We start from the raw sequence: 20,185 nt of genomic DNA, 5'->3' as shown, positions 1-20,185 counted from the left end.
GAATTTCTAGCGTTGTTTACAGTATTCAGGAGAATACTGTAGATGAACATACACAAACGCACTCGTTTAACATTATTGGATCGTCAGGAAATCTGGCGGCTGTATCAAACCCGGCTGTGGAAGGTAGTTCAGCTGGCAGAATACTTTCACGTCAGCCGGCCAACGATTTATGACGTACTGAAACGAGCCAGACTCCAGGAATTTACTCCGCGTAGCAGTACCAATCAGCGCTTCAAGACACTGCAGTATGGCCTCAAACGTTTGGCTAAAGTAGAGCAAACCATCCAGGAACGTCTCAAGCGTGAAGCGAAGCGCTATAACAAATCTTATCCGGGCGAGCTCGTTCACCTCGATACCAAGCGGCTTCCATTATTGAAAGGACAGTCTGCCAATGAACCTCGCGAGTACCTGTTTGTGGCCATCGATGATTTCTCCAGGGAATTATATGCCGATATCTTCCCCGATAAAACTCAATACAGCGCCGCTTGCTTTCTCATCGCTACTGTTGCCCAATGTCCTTATCAAATCGATTGCACTTATTCCGATAACGGCACGGAATTTAAAGGAACTGACGATCATGCTTTTGTCAAAGCTTGCAGGCAACACGGTATCGGTCAGAAGTTTACTCGTGTCAATCGTCCTCAAACCAACGGGAAAGCTGAGCGCGTGATCCGCACGCTCATGGACATGTGGCACAACAAATTCTGTTTTAAAGACACTGCTGACCGACGTATTCAACTTGTCCGTTTCATTAACTTCTACAACACCGTCAAACCCCATAAGAGTTTGTATAACGCAACCCCTTATGAAATACTCAACGCTTATTTCAATCAACCTCTCTGTAAACAACCCTGAGATTTCTTACAAATAATGCGATATGAGTCTGGCCTCAAGGCACGTGGCCGAGTGTAGTAGTTTTCATCGCAATTGCGCAAAGTTATTTACTTGAGCCGGCGAGTGCAACAGGACTAAGTATCGGCAGATTCGTGTATGGAATGGGTGCGCTGAAATCCGTGATCATTTTGCAGAACTGCTCATCTTCGAGAGCTGTATCGCGGTTGAATCAACCGGATACGGTTTGGCGATCCAGTAACCTTGCGCATAGTCGACAGCAATCTTTTCGAGAAACTGCAAGGTTTGATCGTCTTCAACCCATTCCGCGATAGTTTTGAGCTGCATGGCATGACCGATGTTGTTGATGGACTCAACCATCGCTTGGTCGACCGGATCGGAAAGCATGTTCCGGATCAATCGGCCGTCGATTTTCAGGTAATCGAGCGGGATGTTTTTCAGATAACCAAACGACGACAAGCCGCCGCTGAAGTCATCCAGCGAGAAACGGCATCCAAGCGCTTTCAATGCGGTTAAAAACCGCATCGCATGGTGTAAATCGGTTAACGCGATTTGTTCGGTAAACTCAAAACAAAGACTGGCGGGATTTAGCTTGCTGGCTTTGATTATGTTCACGGTGAAATCGAGAAAATCCGCATTTTCGAGTACTTGAGTGGACAAATTGACGGTATAAACCGCGTTGGAGCGGTGTTGTGCTTGCGCTTTGATCAACTGGATCGATTGTTCGAGCACCCAGCGATCTATCATCAACATGTGGTCGTGCCGTTCCGCGGCAGGTAGAAATGCGCTCGGCGTTATTAAGCGGCCGTGATCGTCTTGCAGGCGCAACAAAATCTCGCCGTGTTCTTCCAATCCGTTGTTACTGGAGAGCGACCGGATCGGTTGAAAATACAAACACAAACGCTGCTCGGCCATCGCTTGCTGCAGGCGTGATAGCCAATGAGTTTGTTCCGGTTTTTGCTGTGACGAATCCGCTCGAAATACCTGCACCCGGTTGCGTCCTTGTTCTTTGGCGGCGTAACAAGCGCTATCCGCCGCATTCAGCGCATAAGCAAGGCCTCTGTTTTCGTGTGCGATGGGAAATAATCCGATGCTGACGCCGATGGTGAAAGCTTTATCCTGCCAGTAAAAGCGGAAGTTTTGCACCAGTTCGCGCAATGCCCGCGCCACTTGCAGTGCTTCATTCTGCGGGCAGTGTTCCAGGATAATGCCGAATTCATCGCCACCCAGCCGTGCCAGCGTATCGCGCGTCCGCAGTTTGGCATGCAGCAGCGTTGTAACTTGCCGCAATAATTCATCGCCGGCGCTATGCCCGCAGGTATCGTTGATGATTTTGAATTGATCCAAATCGAGGAACAACAGCGCATGCGTATCGTTTTTGCGTGTTGACGACAGAATTTTGTTCAGGCGGGCTTCGAATTCCTTGCGGTTCAGTAAGCCGGTCAAGGAATCGTGCGTTGCTTGATAGGCCAGTTTTTGCGTCAGTTTGCGCTGTTCCGTCACATCACGGAACGTGATGACGGTACCGATCACTTTTTTTTGCTCATTTTGAATCGGTGCTACGGCATAATCAATGATCCATTCCTGCTTGTCTTTGCGAATGAGCAAACATTCGCGATGGCCTTGTAAATTTCCGGGCGGAGCTTGATTGGCCAGTGGATCGGGTACGGCTGTCCGGCTGACGGTATCGAGAATATTAAATGCTTTCAGCAGCGGTAAGCCGCTGGCATCCTGATTGCTCCAGCCGGTAAATATCTCCGCGATCGGGTTCAGATAGGTGATGTTTCCATCGGCGCCGGTAGTGATGACAGCGTCGCCGATACTCGCCAGGGTGACTTGAAATAATTCTTTTTCCTGATGCAACACATCATTGGCCAGAGCTAGCGCCTCGGTGCGTTCCGTAACACGCTGCTCCAACTGTTCTTTGATAGTGCGCAATGCTTGTTGTGTGCGGTCTTTTTCGGCGATTTGTGCTTGCAATGTTTGGTTGATTGTTTGTTGATGATTTCTTGCTTGCACTAAATGCTTTAACAAATCGAAGTTATCAAAGCGGGATTGGAGAGATTCCGCGACTGTTTTGTACAACCGGTGAGAAATGCTGCCCATGGCAAAAACGAAGAGCAAGTATGTCAATGCAATCGCCAAGTGTGTGTCGCTTTCGTGTGTAATGACCTGGTAAGTAAAGGGAATGACAACCGGTATCGAGAAGGCTAGAAAAGCGCCGCGATAAGACGATAAAGTCGCCATGGCGCCGGCAATCATACCGGCTAGCAGATAAGCGAGAAATAACTGATGCGTGGCGCTGCCGTCGATAAAGAAAATGCTTCCGGCTACACCCCAAAATACGCCGGAAAATAATATGCCGATGAAAAAACGGCGTCCCCAGATTGCCGATTCCGAGGCTGCTGGGTTATTACGGAAATAGGATCGGATCAACAGAAATCTGGCGAATGTTAATAAATAAATGGCGGCCAACCATCCTATGATCCATTCTTCGGCAACATGACTCCAGAAAATAAAAGCAAGCGCCGCGGCTATGACAAGCGTTACGGCCAGCGCTTTGGGGGCTTGCTGATAAAGCAGTTTGACTTGTTCCGCCAGTAATGCAGCGGAGTGATTGTTTTGATAAAAATGGGGATCCGTGTCGTGGTTTTCGAGGTTGGATTTCCGGTGATCATTTTTCATTGCGAACATCTTGTGAAAATTGTTCGCAGTTTGTCGGAAAATTTTCCAAAGAATTTAGCATTATTCGCCAAATACGAGAACAACCACAATTTAAAACAAACAAAATGATACATGAGAATTTGTATGTATTTTATTACAATGACATAATGTTATCTCGATGCCGGATGAGAATTGCTTATTTCTCTGTATGCGTCGGAATATTCTGATAAATATTCAGAAAATTATACTTTAAAATTTCTTTAAGTAAAGTAAACCATTATGGTATTGCGGATACTGAAATGATAGTGACGGATCTTTAATTATTCAAAAAAATTAAGGGGTGAATCTATTAAAACACAATGTGTGGTTAATTGTTTTTTTTATCGAATTGCTCTCCGCTTTACCGGTTTGTTTTTGTTGCTGGCTTCAATGCCGATATGGAGTGCTGGTATTGCTGTGATGGAGCAAAGTGTCAAGGAGTTGGGGCAAGCATTCTCAGGCGCGCCGTCCAACATTGATGACGGCAGTATGGTGTTTTTCAATCCGGGCGCGATGAGCCAGGTGCGCGGCAGGTTGGTTTCGGTGGCAGGCTATGCCATTGCGCCTTCTGCGACGTTCCACGACAATGCTTCACATTTAAGCCCGTTGCTCGGAGGCGCGCCGCTGAAAGGCGGCAACGGCGGCGATTCACCCAATCTGGTTTCTGTCCCCAATGTATATTTCGTGCAAGAGCTGACAAACCGCATAGCGTTCGGATTCGGATTCAATACGCCGTTCGGTATGCGCAATAGCTATCAGCAGGATTGGAAAGGGCGTTATCAGGCGCTCGATTCGGAAATATCGACTTTTAACTTCAATCCATCGTTATCGTTTAAGGTGACCGAAAAATTTTCCTTCGGTGCCGGTTTTAATGTGCAGTATATGCAAGCCAAATTAACCAACGCGATAGACCTCGGCCCGGCGTGTTTTTTGACGTTAGGCCCCGTGCCTTGCGCCAGCCGTGGAATTTTGCCGCAAGCTGCGGACGGGCATGTTTCTATGAAGGGAGATAGTGTTGGGTTTGGCTATAACTTCGGTGCTTTTTATGCACTGAATCAGGATACCCGTTTGGGTGTCAGCTACCGTTCCCGGGTGGTGCACGATATCCACGGCAATGCCGACTTTTCCGTGCCGGACAAAGCCATCGCATTGACGCGCGCTAATATACTGGTCGATGCTGATACGCGCACTTCGGTTACTTTACCGGATTCTGTGCTGTTCGGTTTTACGCATCGTATCAATCCGCGTTGGACAGTTTCCGCGGATGCGCTGTGGACGCACTGGAGCTTGGTGCGGGAATTGCGCACGGATTTTTCATCGGCGCAACCGGATGACGTGCAGAATATGAACTGGCGCGATACCTGGCGCTATGCCATAGGCGCCAATTATTTTTCTGAGAACAACAAATGGACATGGCGCATGGGATTTGCCTACGATGAAACCCCGGTTCCCAATGGGCAAAACCGCTCAGCGCGAATTCCCGATTCCAGTCGCTACTGGCTGACGGCGGGGGTGACTTACGCCGTCATGAAGAATGTCAATATTCACGCCGCGTATGCGCACTTGTTCATGAACGATGCCGCCATCAACCGCAGAGGTTCGACCGGGGACATTCTCGTAGGCCAATATTCCGAGCAAATCAATATCGGCGGTTTACAGATGGACTGGCGTTTTTAATCGAAATAGCAGCACTCATTGCTTGTGCAACTTATGCGGGTTTGCGGTATCTTATGACGGCGGTTGACACCGGTGTTATTCACGATACTTATTGCCAACAAACATTGAGGCCAAGTAATGGACAAGCAAACTCATTTCAGCGTCTGGTATGTCATAGTGGCGTTGTTAAGCATACTGTTGATACAAAATCTGTATTCGCAATACACACAAGTAAAACCCATTCCTTACAGTCAGTTTCATCACTTGCTGGAGCAAGGCAGCATCGCTGAAATTGCGATAACGCAAAATCAGATTTTCGGCACGCTGAAAGAAAGAAATGCGGATGGCATGAAGGATTTTGTCACCACGCGCGTCGAACCCGGATTGGCGGAGATACTGGATAAGCATAACGTTGTATATACCGGCGTAGTGCAAAGCACTTGGTTGCGCGATTTACTGTCCTGGATAGTGCCCACGGCGATTTTCATCGCGATCTGGCTGTTTGTCATTCGCCGCATGAGCAGCGGCATGGGCGGCGGCTTGATGTCGATCGGTAAAAGCCGCGCCAAGGTTTTTGTCGAGAAAGAAACCAAGGTTACTTTCGACGATGTCGCTGGGGTGGATGAAGCCAAAGAGGAATTGGTCGAGATCATCAATTTCCTGAAAAATCCCGCGGATTACGGCCGTTTGGGCGGGCGCGCGCCCAAGGGCATTTTGCTGGTCGGGCCGCCGGGAACGGGAAAAACCTTACTCGCGCGCGCAGTTGCCGGAGAGGCCGGCGTGCCATTTTTTTCCATTTCCGGCTCGGAATTCGTGGAAATGTTTGTCGGTGTCGGCGCGGCGCGCGTGCGCGACTTGTTCGAACAAGCGCGGCAAATGGCGCCCGCGATTATTTTTATCGATGAATTGGACGCGCTGGGTCGTGCGCGTGGCGCTTATGGCGGTTTCGGCGGCGGTCATGACGAGAAAGAGCAAACCTTAAATCAATTGCTGTCCGAGCTGGATGGCTTTGATCCGAGCAGCGGCATCGTGCTGCTGGCAGCGACCAACCGGCCGGAGATTCTCGATCCGGCATTGCTTCGGGCCGGGCGGTTTGACCGGCAAGTGCTGGTGGATCGTCCGGATAAGCTGGGGCGTGAACAAATCCTGGCAGTGCATGTAAAAAAAGTGAAATTGCATAACGATGTAAAACTGGACCAGGTTGCCGCGCTCACCCCCGGATTCAGTGGCGCGGATCTGGCGAATCTGATCAATGAAGCGGCCTTACTGGCGACACGCCGCGCCGGCGAGGCGGTGACGATGGCGGATGTAACCAATGCCATCGAGCGCATCGTGGCAGGGCTGGAGAAACGCAATCGCTTATTGAACCAGGACGAGCGGCGGGTCGTGGCCTTTCACGAACTGGGTCATGCCATGGTGGCGTTGGCCTTGCCCGGTACCGATGAAGTGCACAAAGTATCGATCATTCCGCGAGGTGTCGGTGCGTTGGGTTACACCATCCAGCGTCCGACCGAAGACCGCTTCTTGATGACGCGTGTGGAACTGCTCAACAAAATGGCGATACTGCTCGGCGGGCGGGCGGCCGAGCAAGTGGTATTCAACGAAGTATCCACCGGCGCGGCGGACGATCTGGTGCGCGCCACCGATATCGCGCGCGCTATGGTATTGCGGTATGGCATGAGCGAAGCGCTGGGTAATGTCGCGTACGACCGGGAACAATCGGCTTTCCTGCAACCCAATATGATGCTGCCGCAAAACCGCAATTACAGTGAAGAAACCGCGAACAAGATCGATACCGCTGTGCGAGTGCTGGTTGATCAAGCGTTAGAGCGCGCCGTTAACATTCTGCAAAATAATCGGATGCTGCTGGATAAAACAGCGGAAGAACTGCTTAAAACCGAGACGCTGAATCAGCCGGAAATAGCCCAATTGAAGCAGGCGATCGTTGCCGGTACGCATCACCCTCAGAAATAATGAGGAAAGCAGGTGAGGGTCGCTGCCGCTTTGATTCTCAATTTTGACTGGTTTTTTTATAAATTGCTGGCAGTCTGCAGCGCATCAATATTCAATGCCGGTGGAACCAGTATGCGAATCGGCTGTTGACTCACCGTGAATTCTACGATGCTGTCAGCTTCGATGTCGCGATTACGGAAATAATCACCGTCGACTTGCAGCGGATAAGCTTTGTCATGCAAAGTACAAGCGATATGTTTGCCGGAAAAATAGTGCATCGGCAAGTTGGCGGGTTTGCGTTGCAGAATGCGCACGGCTTTAACCAATTCATGCCAAGGTTGCGCGCCCGGTAAAAAGCCGACCACCAATTCACTTTTTGACGGATTGGCGCTGGGAACGAGTTGCAGGTTTTTCGCATATGCTGAGGTATTGGCTACGATGATATAGCCGGATCCATGATCGATGACTTGCTGGCCGTCAACGCTCACCGATATGGTCGGATGATGCAGTGCGCACAACGCTTTTAAGCCGTGCCACAGGTAAATCGAATCGTTCAGCGGGCCTTTTCTTTTACCGATGTTTTTGACGGTTAATGAATCCAATCCCATCGACGCCATATGAAAAAAAGGTTTTTCTCCCCGGATTCCCTTGCCGCTGATCAAACCGTAAAATTGCTGCACGCAGATTCCGGCCGCGATGGCCTGCAGCAAGTCATCAGCGTCCGCACTCATGGCATAGGAGCGGGCAAATAACGACTCGTTTCCGCCCGGGATGGCGTACACCGGTGTGCCGGTTTTATCGATGAGTCCCAATAATTTTCTGACCGTACCATCACCGCCTACCACAACGACGAGCTCACTGGCTGCAATCTTGTCTTCAATGCGCGTGTAGCCTTTCATTTTTTTCTCGGAAGGAGACACTTCAACATTTTTGCCGTGACCGGCGAGCACCTTTTGCAGTTTGCCGGCGAGCGATTCCGTATTGCCTGCGCTGGATATTGGGTTATAAATGATGAGGATTTTTTCCGGTGCAGGTATTTTGATGATTAAGTGGCTGGATTGGGACACAAGACTGTCATTCATGGATGAAATTAAATTTCCTATTCAAACTTAAGATAATTCAACCGGGATAACCTTAACTTCGGACCAAATTTGATTGCACCAGGATTGTTCAATGGGCGGCATGCCGTTTTTTATCCACGCGACGAGGTGCTTGGCGGTATTTGGAAAAGTAACGCGAATGGCTTTGGTTTCGTACAGCCATTGCTCGATGCGTGTGGCATTGACCGTCTGCATCATGTATCCGTAGCCCAATGTGCTTAACGCGATGGCATTGGAGGCTTGCTCCATTTGCGCGTGTACCGGTTTTACCAGAATTTTCTTGCCTAACTGCAACGCTTCACTGGCCAGTTCAAAGCCGGCATTGCAGATAATGCCGGCGCAATCCGACAAATCTTGCTGGAATCCAAGCAGTGACAATGGTTTGCAGTGGATATGAGAAAAAGCTGATACCGTTGTTTCCGGTGAATAAATGTAAAACTCAAAACCGCGGAACGGTGAAAGCAACTGGATAATGTGTTGTTGATTTTCGAACGGCAGATAAACGACGATTTTATTTTTTTGTATTTGCCTGGAAACAAAAGGCGTTTCGATCACGGGTGGCAAAATAGGCTGATCGAAATGATGCCAGTGCAAGCCGATACTGATGTCGACCGGGGCGAAATTCTTCAATACCGCTTCCGATATGGGATCGCCACCGGCGCGCGGTATCTTATGACGGAAAGCACACTGATGATTAATGCCGACGGTCTTTTTCTTTTGCCGCCGCGCCGCCCAGGCGGTAACCGGTTCAAAGTCGCAAATCACCAAATCGTAACGGCTTAAATCCAATTGCCGGATGTCTTTTAGAAAACGCAGCGGCTTTGATTGCATTACCGTTTTGATGTGATTGATTTTGCCGTTCCGGGTGCTGAACGTCAGCCCCTCCCGCCATTGATGGCCGTTGAACACTTCCATGTCGAAAAATTTGTCGTGCGGCCTGCCGGTAAACTGATAGGTGACTTCCAGATCCGCGGCGTGCAGCTCCCGTGCCATGATACGGCCGCGCGTGATATGGCCGTTGCCGGTTCCTTGTATGCCGTAAAATATTTTCATCGTGCTTGTAGTTGTGTTGTCTGAACTTGAAGAAATTGAGCAAAGTCTAGCAAGCCGGTATGACAGAAAAATGACAATCCGATGAATTAAGCTGGATGCACGTTAAGATCGGAAAAGCACCATGACAGATGGCAGTAAGACCATATGCAGACTGAACCGGAAGCAGGTTATGCCGTGGTAATGTCGCGCCCCAGCAGGCGGCTGGATAGTTTGGAAATTCTTGTGTTGGAACGAAAATCGTGCATGATCATGCCGTTGCCATAGACATCAAGAAAATTTCCATGAGGACCCACCAGGTGTTGACGTAAAAAACTCTCTTGTGTAAATCCAAGTGCTAATGTGTTCTGTTGCGAAAAGCAATTGCCAGCATACACGTTGGCCGTGAGTTTGTTTAATTTGACCCGGTTAAACACAAAATCGAGAACCAGCAGGGTTGCTTCGAGTGCAATACCGCGCGTGCGATCTTCAGAATCCGGCAATCCAATCAGAAATTCCGCGCGGCGATGCGATAAATTGATGTCGACGAGATTGGCGATACCCACCGGTTGACCAGTATTTTTCCAGATGATGATCCAATCGACGGATTTCGTTTGGCAAGGATGCAACGCTTGCGTCTGCCGCAATTTTGCGGTTAATTCATCGACCGGTTGATGGCGGGGAATGTATTGATTGTACAGTGCCATGAAATCATTGTTTTGGTGGCAGTGGCACAAGTAGGCAGCGTCTTGCGCTTGGTAGCGGCGCAGGTAAAACTTTTTTCCCTCCAACGGTTCCAGCCAGCAGGAATCGACCTCGGCAAGATTATGGCGAGCTTGATTGAAGCCCGGGGTTAACTGTAACGCTTTACGAAACTGATCTCTGGCTTCATCAATTTTGCCCAGAGCTTTTAAAGCTTGCCCCAGATTGTTGCAGGCTTCGGGATAATCGCTCTGTAATTCAAGCGCACGTTGATAGCATTGGATCGCTTCCGCGTTCTTATTCATTTTTTGCAGCGCATTGCCCAAGTTATTCAGTGCATGCGGGTACTGCGGGCGCAATTGCAATGATTGGCGGAAACATTCGGCGGCTTTTTCATGGCAATGCTGCGCTAAATAAGCATTGCCCAATATATTCAGTACTTCGGCTTGATTCGCGTTGATAGCAAGCGAGCGCTCGCAATGACCGATCGTTTCTTCGATCAAGCCTTGTTCCCATAGCGCATTGGCATAATTGCCGATAAAGTCGGCTCGCGCGGGCGCTTGAGCAATCGCTTTGCGGAAATAGTCGTTAGCCAGCAGATAACGCTTGGTTTGGGCATAAATAATGGCGAGCAGGTGAAGGGTGTCCGGTTGATCCGGTATTGCCGTAAGAATTTCGAGATAAATTACTTCCGCTTCGGAAAATTGTCCGGATTGTTGACAGCGGATCGCACTTTGCAGCTTCTCGGAAATTTTTTGCATATCGATACATGGAATCAGTATTTCATGATTTTACAACGATAGTTCAGTCTATCGCTTCTGATTCATAAGCCGGCAGTAAGCGGTGTAATCGAATCGCGCTAACACCGCTTACTTGTAAGAATTTCTAGCGTTGTTTACAGTATTCAGGAGAATACTGTAGATGAACATACACAAACGCACTCGTTTAACATTATTGGATCGTCAGGAAATCTGGCGGCTGTATCAAACCCGGCTGTGGAAGGTAGTTCAGCTGGCAGAATACTTTCACGTCAGCCGGCCAACGATTTATGACGTACTGAAACGAGCCAGACTCCAGGAATTTACTCCGCGTAGCAGTACCAATCAGCGCTTCAAGACACTGCAGTATGGCCTCAAACGTTTGGCTAAAGTAGAGCAAACCATCCAGGAACGTCTCAAGCGTGAAGCGAAGCGCTATAACAAATCTTATCCGGGCGAGCTCGTTCACCTCGATACCAAGCGGCTTCCATTATTGAAAGGACAGTCTGCCAATGAACCTCGCGAGTACCTGTTTGTGGCCATCGATGATTTCTCCAGGGAATTATATGCCGATATCTTCCCCGATAAAACTCAATACAGCGCCGCTTGCTTTCTCATCGCTACTGTTGCCCAATGTCCTTATCAAATCGATTGCACTTATTCCGATAACGGCACGGAATTTAAAGGAACTGACGATCATGCTTTTGTCAAAGCTTGCAGGCAACACGGTATCGGTCAGAAGTTTACTCGTGTCAATCGTCCTCAAACCAACGGGAAAGCTGAGCGCGTGATCCGCACGCTCATGGACATGTGGCACAACAAATTCTGTTTTAAAGACACTGCTGACCGACGTATTCAACTTGTCCGTTTCATTAACTTCTACAACACCGTCAAACCCCATAAGAGTTTGTATAACGCAACCCCTTATGAAATACTCAACGCTTATTTCAATCAACCTCTCTGTAAACAACCCTGAGATTTCTTACAGCTTACTGATGATGCTGTAGTGTTTAATGCAGCAAAAAGAGGAACTTGCAGCCAGGAGAATATGGCGCTGCTGTTAGCGGGATTGCAGCAAAGCGAGGATTTGTTCGCGCTGCTGGGTATACCAACGCTTGCCGATCTCCAGCGCTTTTTGTTGCACGATTGCATTATTGGCCGAATCCATGTGATCCGGCATGTCAAAGTCTTTCAAGTAATGATTGATATACAGCACTTGGTCGCCTAAGACTTCCGCAGTGGTTTTCACATTGCTCAGCATTTTTTCCCGCAGTATGATCGAAGCAATACCTTGCGCCGACCATTGCAAGCCGCCGTAGCGGCTGGCTTTGGCGCCGTTGATGGCAAAACTGCGCCAGCCGGAGCCGATCGACAGCAGTTTAATGTCATACTGATGCCAACAGCGTTGCGCATGGAGATAAGCGCTGAAACCAGGGTTGTTCATGCCGACGCCGCCGTCGATGCGCCAATCGCCATCCTGCATTTGCACCGGTGGAAAATAGGAGGGCGCAGCTGTGCAGGCATCGGCGATTTCGCTGAGTAAAAAATCCGGTTGACTGCCGTTGGTGAAAATTTCCAATTGATCCTGACTGAGATTGAAACAGGGAATAAAAATCCGCTTGGCGAGGGAAGACAATTTTACATCACCTAATTCCCGTTGTAATACCAACCTCTTCGGGATTCCTTGATATTTTGGTCGTATTTGCAGTGTGCGCAGCCAACGGCCGAAGCGCTGCTCCGCCATGATTTCTTGCAGCAATTTCTCCTGCAAGATTTTTTCGATGATACGGTTTGCACTGAATTGCCGTCCGAGAATCAAGCAGGTGATCAACCCGCCGGATGAAGAACCAGCAATCAGATCGAACAAATCGTAAGTGGAAGCACCGGTATCGTCTTCCAGGCAAGCCAGCACGCCCAATTGAATCATCAGATGGCTGCCGCCGCCATCCAGGCTTAAAACGGTTTTGGCTGACGATGCGGGTTTCAAATGAATTTAAGCCGCTTTCTTACTGGCTAGCAATTCTGCTTGCACGAGATTTTTGTGCTGCTCAAACCGCTCAGCCCAAAAAACCAGTTCCAGCGAACCGTCGAGGTGTTCCAGCAAAGTGGAACAGCTTTCCACCCAGTCGCCGTCGTTGCAGTAGAGTACGGAATTGATTTCCCGCAGCTCGGCGTGATGAATATGGCCGCAGACAACACCGTCGACGCCGCGATCCTTGGCCAGATGCGCCAGTGCTTCTTCAAAACTGCTGATGTAGCTGACTGCATTCTTAACTTTCAGCTTCAAGTAAGCGGACAGCGACCAGTACGAGTAGCCGAAGAATTTGCGCAAGCCGTTGAGGTAATGATTCAGATCGAGCAGCGTGTCGTACGCGATATTGCCAAGCTTGGCGAGCCAGCGGCTGTTTTTGACGATCATGTCGAACTCGTCGCCGTGCATGATCAGCAGTTTCTTGCCCTCGGCGGTGGTGTGCACGTAATCCTGGTGAATCTCGACGTTGCCGAATACGTGACCGATACAGTCCCGTAACGCTTCATCGTGATTGCCTGGCACATAAATCACTTTGGTGCCGTGTTTGGCCTTGCCGAGGATGGAGCGGATGACATTGGTATGGTGCTGCGGCCAGTAAGGGGTCTTTTTAATGCTCCAAAAATCGACGATATCGCCGACCAGGAAGAGATAATCGGTTTCCACCGAATGCAGAAAATGCAGCAAGGCTTCCGCCTGACAACCGCGAAATCCGAGATGCACATCCGAGATCCAAACGCTTCTTACTTTGATGGACGCTTTGTTGTTAACCATATTTACCTTTTTAAATGAATAAAAGATGGTTTCGCAGCATAAAGGCCGTTTGTTAAGCCTGTTTGAAGCATTTGTTAAATATTGATGACATCTTGATGAAAAATAAGCGCTAGCGCTGTTTTCTTTGATGCCGGTGAAAGGATTCGAGTAACATTCGCCTTTTACTGCAACCGGGATTCCGGTCACACTGAATTCAGCAACCATGCGCGCGCTGTCAACGAGCAAACAACCCTTTCCCGAGCTGGAACAAATCGAAGCCATTCTGCAGGAAGGCGATGCAACTCGCTTGCAGAGCCGGGTACTGTGCCGGGTGCCGTGCGGCGATGACCTGTTACCGGTGTATGCGCTGACACTCGGCAGCCGCGATCCGGACGTGCCGTGCGTGACGTATGTCGCCGGAGTTCATGGCTTGGAGCGCATCGGCACGCAAGTAGTAATTGCCTTTCTCGAAGGGTTGCTGGAGCGGCTGAAATGGGATCGCGTGCTGGTGGATATATTGCAGCGGGTGCGCATTCACTTCCTGCCGATCGTCAATCCCGCCGGAATGTTGAATAAAACCCGCGCCAACGCACAAGGCATCGATTTGATGCGTAATGCGCCGCTTGATAGCCATGAGAAAACAATTTTGCTGGCTGGCGGACACCGGATTTCGCCGCTTTTACCGTGGTACCGCGGCAAGAGCCACGAGCCGATGCAGCCGGAAGCGCAAGCGTTGTGCGATTTCATCACGCAGGAAGTGTTTCCCGCGCCGTTCAGTCTGGTGCTCGACTGCCATTCCGGTTTCGGATTCCGCAATCAAATCTGGTTTCCGTATGCCCGAAGCCGGTTGGAACCGATCAAGCATTTGAAGGAAGTGTGCTATTTACGCAACCTGTTCATGCAAACCTACCCGCATCAGGATTATCTGTTCGAGCCGCAGTCGCAGCATTATCTGGTGCATGGCGATTTGTGGGATTTTCTGTATTTGCAGTCGTTGCAACAAAGCAATATTTTTCTGCCGCTGACGCTGGAGATGGGTTCGTGGCGCTGGATCCGCAAGAATCCACTGCAATTGCGGCAACTGCTCGGTTTGTACCATCCGATCAAGCCGCACCGGCTTAACCGGGTATTGCGAAGCCATTTGATCCTGATGGAATTTCTGCTGCACGCCACGCTGTCGTATCAAAACTGGCTCGACCGCAGCGACGCGCAGCAACTGGAACAACAAGCGCTGGCGCTGTGGTACCCATGAATCATCCGGCGCATTTCGTGTTACTGCGCGGGCTGTGGCGTGAAGCGCGGCATTGGGGCGAATTTCCCGGACATTTGCAGCAACGATTCCCCGGCGCGTTGATCAGCACACCGGACGTTGCCGGCAACGGCGTGCGCAATCATGAGATCAGCCCGGATACCATCGCCGGAATGACCGATGCGCTGCGCCAGCAAGTTAACCGGAGTCAACCGGTCCGGCTGATTGCTTTGTCGATGGGCGGTATGATCGCGATCGACTGGATGACGCGCTATCCCGCCGAAATCGAAGCGGCCGTCCTGATCAACACCAGCGCCAGGCCATTGTCGCCGTTTTATCGCCGCTTGCGCTGGACGGCGTATGCGCATTTGTTGCGCCTGCTTTTCCATTCCCGCGCAGAACGGGAAGCCGATATTCTGCGCCTGACTTCCAACCGCCACTCGCAGGACGGCAAACTGCTTGAATCCTGGCAGCAATGGCAACAGCAAAACCCGGTAGCGCCCGCCAGCGCCAGAAACCAATTGCTCGCCGCCATGCAATTTTCAATCACCGCAAAACCGCAGCAACCGTTATTGGTTGTCACCAGCCGGGGAGATCGATTGGTCGATTATCGTTGCAGCTGGAAACTGGCGCAAACCTGGAAAACCGATTATGTCGAACATGAATTCGCCGGACATGATTTACCGCTGGATGAACCGGAATGGGTGGTTCAGCGTATCAAGCAGTGGTTTGATAAACGGTAAATCGACTTCCAGTCAGTACGCGTGAACTATGTGTTAATTCTGCATTCTATGTGTAGAATAAAGCGTAACGATACACATGGAGGCGTGATGAGAACAAATATTGTTATTGACGACGAATTGATGGATGAAGTAATCAAACTCACGGGAGTAAAGACCAAAAAAGAAGCAGTAGAACTTGGCTTGTTAACCTTGATAAGAATAAAAAAACAGGAAAAGATCAGGCAGTTTCGGGGTAAGTTGAGTTGGGACGGCAATCTCGATGAAATGAGAATGGATTGATGGTATTGGTCGACACCAGTGTGTGGGTGGATTTTTTCAACGGTAAAATCACCGATCAGACTGAAAAACTCGATCATTATCTGTCCAGTACGGTAATCGTTGTTGGAGACTTGATCCTGGCGGAAGTGCTGCAAGGATTTAGGAGTGACAAGGATTACCGGATTGCTAAATCACTGCTGACCGAGCTTGAACAGGTGCAGCTGTGCAACACCGATCTGGCGATTCAGTCTGCTCAAAATTATCGCGCGCTTAGAAAACAAGGTATTACCATCCGAAAAACCATCGATTGTCTTATCGCCACGTACTGCATCGAAACCAAAACGCCTTTGCTTTTTTCCGACCGTGATTTCGATCCATGTGTTGCGCATCTCAAATTGATGGCTGCATAGAGTTTGTAAAAGGGACCAGAAATAGAGAGGTTATTGCAACTCTAATGTATTGACTATTTCATTTTTGCTCATTGCAGAATTGCCTATCTTACAAAAATTTATTCTATAGCTCATCAAAAAGGCTAATTGTCATCATTCTGTCACAAAACATCACTATCGTATCTCGCATTCAATTTTATGATGGAGTCAGTGCATGCTGGATGTCGATGCGATGTTGAAGGATTATTTTCCGGGATCGGATGCGCAGGGCGATAAACCGCTGATGAAAGCAGCGTCTTCGTTGTTGAAGAAGGTGTTGCATCAGGATGAGATCAATCGCTTTATCGAGACGCACCGGCATTTGGAAGGATTGGAATTCAACGATGCGGTGCTGGAGCATTTCAACTTTTCGTTTCAGGTTTCGAGTAAGGATCGGGCACGCATTCCGGATCAGCGGCGAGTGCTGATCGTGGCCAACCATCCGCTCGGTTCGTTGGATGGCTTGGCTTTGCTGAAATTGGTGTCGGAGATTCGTACCGATGTGAAAATTGTGACAACGAGCTTATTGGATTGCATCGACCCGCTGAGAAGTTTGCTTCTGTCAGTGGATAATTTTTCCAAAGTTGCGCAGCATCGCGACAGCATGAATCAGATTGTCGCTGCGCTGGAAGCGGAGCAAGCGGTGATTGTTTTCCCTACCGGCGAGGTGTCGCGTATTTCACCGCTCGGCGTGCGCGACGGTAAATGGAAATCCGGTTTTATTTCGCTGGCGAAGAAAACCAAAGCGCCGATTGTACCAGTGCATATCGGCGGCAAAAATTCCGCGGTATTTTACGGCTTATCGAGTATTTACAAGCCGCTCGGTACAATGATGCTGGTCAACGAAATGTTCAACCAGCAGGGCGGCGAGATTTCGTTCCGTATCGGCAAGCCGATTCCGTGGGAATCGATCGCGGCGATGGATTTGTCCAAAAAAGATGTGGCGAAGCTGATGCGCAAGCAAGTGTATCTGCTCGGCAAGAAGAAAAAGAAGGAGCTGTTCAAGCCGATCGAAAACATCATCCATCCCGTGCGCACCAAACAGATTCGCAAGGAATTGAAAGCGTCGCAGTTGATCGGCAAAACGCAGGATGGCAAACATATTTATCTGTTCGATTACCAGCCGAATTCCAGCATGATGCGGGAAATCGGCCGGTTACGCGAATTGTCGTTCCGCCAGGTGCAAGAAGGCACCGGTAATGCGCTGGATATCGACAGTTACGACCGCTACTACCGCCACCTGATTTTGTGGGACGAGGACGAGCTGGAGATTATCGGTTCGTACCGCATCGGCGAAGCGGCAAAAATTATCAAAACACGTGGCGCGGAAGGACTGTATACGCATAGTTTATTTGCATTCAATCCGACATTTTTACCGTATCTGGAGCAATCGATCGAACTGGGGCGCAGTTTCATTCAACCCCGTTATCAGAACAAACGCAGCCTGGATTATTTGTGGTACGGCATCGGCGCTTATTTGCACCGGCATCCGGAAATACGCTACCTGACCGGGCCGGTGTCGATGAGCACATCACTGCCCAAACCGGCGCAGCAGGTAATTGCAAGTTTTTATCACACGCTGTTCGGTCACAAAGAAAAGTTCGCGGAATCGAGATTACAATTTGAATTCGACACTGTAGCGGATTTTGAGAAATACCATCGCGTTACCGATGAAACGGACTATAAGCACGCGGTCGCGTTGTTGAAAGAGAAACTCGACGCATCCGGTGTCAAGGTGCCGGTGCTGTATAAACAATATGTCGAATTGTGCGAGCCGGGCGGTTGCGAGTTTCTGGGATTCAATATCGATCCGCAATTTTCAAACTGTGTCGATGCGTTGATTCTGGTGCATATCGATGCCATCAAGGAAAAGAAACAGCAGCGCTATATCGAGAGCCATGCAGCCGCCATGCTGGAGCGGAATTCCGCTTAATGACTGCGCACGGAATTGTGTTACGGATGGTGTACGGAAACCTGATTGCATCCGGCGGATTTAGCTCGGTGAACTGCTTCCGTAGCGGTTCTCAGCAGATCGGTGAAGTCGTTATATGAAGTGGATTGTAATTCAGCGACGCCCAGGCTTGCAGTGACATCGATGCCGGATGGTTGCAGATTCTCGATCGATTGGCGTATTTTTCCGGCGATCATCACCGCGCCGGAAATGTCGCAATGGAGCAGCAGCAGCGCGAATTCTTCCTCGCCATAACGGGCAGCGATATCTTCTCTACGAATAGAACCGGTGAGTATCTCGGCAACTTCTTTCAATACTCTATCTCCACTAGCAAGACCGAATTTGTCATTGATGGACTTGAACTGATCGATATCGATCATAATCAGGCTGCAAGGAATGCTGTGCCGGGCAGCCTCGCTCAGTTTCGATGGTGCCGTTTCCAGCAGGAAATGGCGATTATATAAACCGGTAAGCGGATCTTTCATTGCCAGCTCGTGCATTTGAGCCAGTTGCGAGATTGCCTTGCTTGACAGTTTCTTATTGCTGATCAGTGTGTTGATTCGCACCAGTAATTCTTCTTGAATCAGTGGTTTGCTGACGTAATCATTGACACCGGAACGCAACAATTCCACTTTACGCGTAGTATCGTCAAGAACCGAGAAGACCAGCAACGGCACATCTTTTTGTTCGCTCTCAAGACTGCGGATCGCTTTTACGATTGCCTGGCCATTGAATCTTCCTTTCAACAAAGTATCTGCGAGCACCAAATCGTAGTCATTACATTGAAGTGTGTGCAATCCTTCCTCGCCGTTACTGAAATGATCGACCGTGTAGCCGCAATCCGTGAGCAACGCAATCACCGTGCCGGTTGTGGGCGAGTTGTCTTCAAGATACAAGATGCGGCCGCTCATCGCTTTGCAGCATCTTTTTCTGGAGAACTGTACGGTATAACTGGTAATTTTATCCAACTCGTGCTTGGAAAAAATTTCTGTCACGCCGGCGGAAAATGCTTCGTCCTGGAATTGCTTATCGTCGTTGGCGGTAATCATGACCAGCGGGATTTGCCGGGTACGGGAATCGGCGCGTAATTGCGACGAAAACATGGGGCCATCCATATCCTGCAAGTGCGTGGCAATGAAGACCAGATCAAAAGGCTGTTTTTTCAGCAGCGATAGCGCTTCACTGCCGGTTGAAACCTGCTTGGTTCCCAATCCGCCCGATTCTATCGCGGTTGAAAGCAATTTTTGGTAAGTTCTGGATGGTTCAACGATAAGTCCTTCCATGCTGTGATACTCCTCCAATGACGTCAATCGGATTACGATCGGTAGAATTCCACGGATTGCCTGTCTGCCGGGAGCATGGTTATCGACATTTCCGTCGGGTTTTTGAGGAGATTTCTTTTTTTGCGCTTTTTAATGCCGATAATCCGCCCGTTCATGCACAATCCCTTTCATGAGCATGGATTTGTCTGATGCGTTGTGAAGAGGTAAACTGCTGGGGAATTTTTGCTTATTTTCTTGGTTGAGCAGAAATCAATTTCTAAAACTGTATAAAGGAGATTTTTTGATGAGGAGCATTGTTAAACTGTCTTTGGTGCTTTCAATATTGTTCCTTTTCTCATCCCAAGCTGTCGCTTCCGACAGTTATGTGAATAACTCGGCTGAGAAACTGGCGAGTGGCGTAGCCAATACACTAACTGGCTGGTTGGAGTTACCCAAGAATATTATTTTAACCAGCCAGAAAGAAGGGCCGGTTTACGGTATTACTATCGGATTGGGTATGGGCGTGATGCACTCGGTCGGCCGTACCTTGGTGGGAGCATTGGATGCTGTCACTTTTCTGGTTCCTACAAAACCATCGGTTAATCCGCCTTATATCTGGCAAGATTTTTCGCGGGAAACTTCCTATTGATCAAGTTGCCGCAGAAGTTTTCTGCCGGTTTTGGCAAGCGGTAGCTGATGCAAAATTAAAACGCCGTACGAAGTCATCGTACGGCGTTTTTTATACCGATTAACGAGATG

Annotated in this window: 17 protein-coding genes; 10 read left to right on the top strand and 7 right to left on the bottom strand. The window is 49.3% G+C overall.

Annotation, left to right across the window (positions count from 1 at the left end; genetic code table 11):
• Positions 1 to 42 precede the first annotated feature (42 nt).
• The gene (locus tag HRU77_02190; protein ID QOJ19612.1) at positions 43 to 855 is read left to right on the top strand and encodes a transposase family protein; all 813 of its coding nucleotides are present in this window, start codon (positions 43 to 45) and stop codon (positions 853 to 855) included.
• Positions 856 to 1,017: 162 nt separating this feature from the next.
• On the opposite strand, the gene HRU77_02185 is transcribed toward HRU77_02190, so the two are convergent.
• The gene (locus tag HRU77_02185) at positions 1,018 to 3,537 is read right to left on the bottom strand and encodes an EAL domain-containing protein (GenBank protein ID QOJ19611.1); all 2,520 of its coding nucleotides are present in this window, start codon (positions 3,535 to 3,537) and stop codon (positions 1,018 to 1,020) included.
• A gap of 408 nt (positions 3,538 to 3,945) precedes the next feature.
• Between HRU77_02185 and HRU77_02180 the strand changes: the two genes are divergently transcribed.
• Both HRU77_02180 and HRU77_02175 read left to right on the top strand, forming a co-directional pair.
• Complete coding sequence (locus HRU77_02180) at positions 3,946 to 5,232, top strand: outer membrane protein transport protein (GenBank protein QOJ19610.1); 1,287 nt, start codon at positions 3,946 to 3,948, stop codon at positions 5,230 to 5,232.
• A 117-nt stretch (positions 5,233 to 5,349) separates the two neighbouring features.
• On the top strand, positions 5,350 to 7,185 hold the full coding sequence (locus tag HRU77_02175) for an ATP-dependent metallopeptidase FtsH/Yme1/Tma family protein (protein ID QOJ19609.1): 1,836 nt from the start codon (positions 5,350 to 5,352) through the stop codon (positions 7,183 to 7,185).
• Positions 7,186 to 7,241: 56 nt separating this feature from the next.
• Here HRU77_02175 and HRU77_02170 read toward each other — a convergent pair whose 3' ends face one another.
• The 3 genes from HRU77_02170 to HRU77_02160 form a co-directional block, all read right to left on the bottom strand.
• Positions 7,242 to 8,246, bottom strand: coding sequence for an NAD(+)/NADH kinase (locus HRU77_02170; GenBank protein QOJ19608.1), 1,005 nt, complete (start codon positions 8,244 to 8,246; stop codon positions 7,242 to 7,244).
• A 27-nt stretch (positions 8,247 to 8,273) separates the two neighbouring features.
• Complete coding sequence (locus tag HRU77_02165; GenBank protein QOJ19607.1) at positions 8,274 to 9,317, bottom strand: glycosyltransferase; 1,044 nt, start codon at positions 9,315 to 9,317, stop codon at positions 8,274 to 8,276.
• 167 nt (positions 9,318 to 9,484) lie between these two features.
• Entirely contained in the window at positions 9,485 to 10,756 is a 1,272-nt protein-coding gene (locus HRU77_02160) for a GNAT family N-acetyltransferase (protein ID QOJ19606.1), read from the bottom strand.
• A gap of 160 nt (positions 10,757 to 10,916) precedes the next feature.
• Here HRU77_02160 and HRU77_02155 point away from each other — a divergent pair, with 160 nt between their 5' ends.
• A complete protein-coding gene (locus tag HRU77_02155; protein ID QOJ19605.1) occupies positions 10,917 to 11,729 on the top strand; it encodes a transposase family protein in 813 nt (270 codons plus the stop codon).
• An 84-nt stretch (positions 11,730 to 11,813) separates the two neighbouring features.
• On the opposite strand, the gene HRU77_02150 is transcribed toward HRU77_02155, so the two are convergent.
• Positions 11,814 to 12,680 carry a patatin-like phospholipase family protein gene (locus HRU77_02150; GenBank protein ID QOJ22033.1) on the bottom strand — a complete coding sequence of 289 codons (867 nt, stop codon included), beginning with the start codon at positions 12,678 to 12,680 and terminating at the stop codon, positions 11,814 to 11,816.
• A gap of 66 nt (positions 12,681 to 12,746) precedes the next feature.
• Positions 12,747 to 13,556, bottom strand: a complete 810-nt coding sequence (locus HRU77_02145) for a UDP-2,3-diacylglucosamine diphosphatase (protein ID QOJ19604.1) — start codon at positions 13,554 to 13,556, stop codon at positions 12,747 to 12,749.
• 202 nt (positions 13,557 to 13,758) lie between these two features.
• Here HRU77_02145 and HRU77_02140 point away from each other — a divergent pair, with 202 nt between their 5' ends.
• From HRU77_02140 to HRU77_02120, 5 genes are all read left to right on the top strand, one after another.
• Entirely contained in the window at positions 13,759 to 14,787 is a 1,029-nt protein-coding gene (locus tag HRU77_02140) for a zinc carboxypeptidase (GenBank protein ID QOJ19603.1), read from the top strand.
• Entirely contained in the window at positions 14,784 to 15,527 is a 744-nt protein-coding gene (locus HRU77_02135) for an alpha/beta hydrolase (protein QOJ19602.1), read from the top strand. Before HRU77_02140 ends, HRU77_02135 begins: the two co-directional genes overlap by 4 nt.
• Positions 15,528 to 15,614: 87 nt before the next feature.
• Positions 15,615 to 15,806, top strand: a complete 192-nt coding sequence (locus tag HRU77_02130) for a type II toxin-antitoxin system VapB family antitoxin (GenBank protein QOJ19601.1) — start codon at positions 15,615 to 15,617, stop codon at positions 15,804 to 15,806.
• Positions 15,806 to 16,195, top strand: a complete 390-nt coding sequence (locus tag HRU77_02125; protein ID QOJ22032.1) for a PIN domain nuclease — start codon at positions 15,806 to 15,808, stop codon at positions 16,193 to 16,195. Before HRU77_02130 ends, HRU77_02125 begins: the two co-directional genes overlap by 1 nt.
• A gap of 193 nt (positions 16,196 to 16,388) precedes the next feature.
• Complete coding sequence (locus HRU77_02120) at positions 16,389 to 18,146, top strand: lysophospholipid acyltransferase family protein (protein ID QOJ19600.1); 1,758 nt, start codon at positions 16,389 to 16,391, stop codon at positions 18,144 to 18,146.
• A 20-nt stretch (positions 18,147 to 18,166) separates the two neighbouring features.
• Here HRU77_02120 and HRU77_02115 read toward each other — a convergent pair whose 3' ends face one another.
• Positions 18,167 to 19,447 carry a diguanylate cyclase gene (locus tag HRU77_02115; protein ID QOJ19599.1) on the bottom strand — a complete coding sequence of 427 codons (1,281 nt, stop codon included), beginning with the start codon at positions 19,445 to 19,447 and terminating at the stop codon, positions 18,167 to 18,169.
• A gap of 283 nt (positions 19,448 to 19,730) precedes the next feature.
• Between HRU77_02115 and HRU77_02110 the strand changes: the two genes are divergently transcribed.
• On the top strand, positions 19,731 to 20,075 hold the full coding sequence (locus HRU77_02110) for an exosortase system-associated protein, TIGR04073 family (GenBank protein ID QOJ19598.1): 345 nt from the start codon (positions 19,731 to 19,733) through the stop codon (positions 20,073 to 20,075).
• Positions 20,076 to 20,185: the final 110 nt, after the last annotated feature.

The organism is Gammaproteobacteria bacterium (assembly GCA_015709615.1).
Lineage (GTDB): Bacteria > Pseudomonadota > Gammaproteobacteria > Burkholderiales > Nitrosomonadaceae > Nitrosomonas.
The sequence above is the reverse complement of the archived record's forward strand: the minus strand, read 5'-3'. Positions and strand labels throughout refer to the sequence as shown.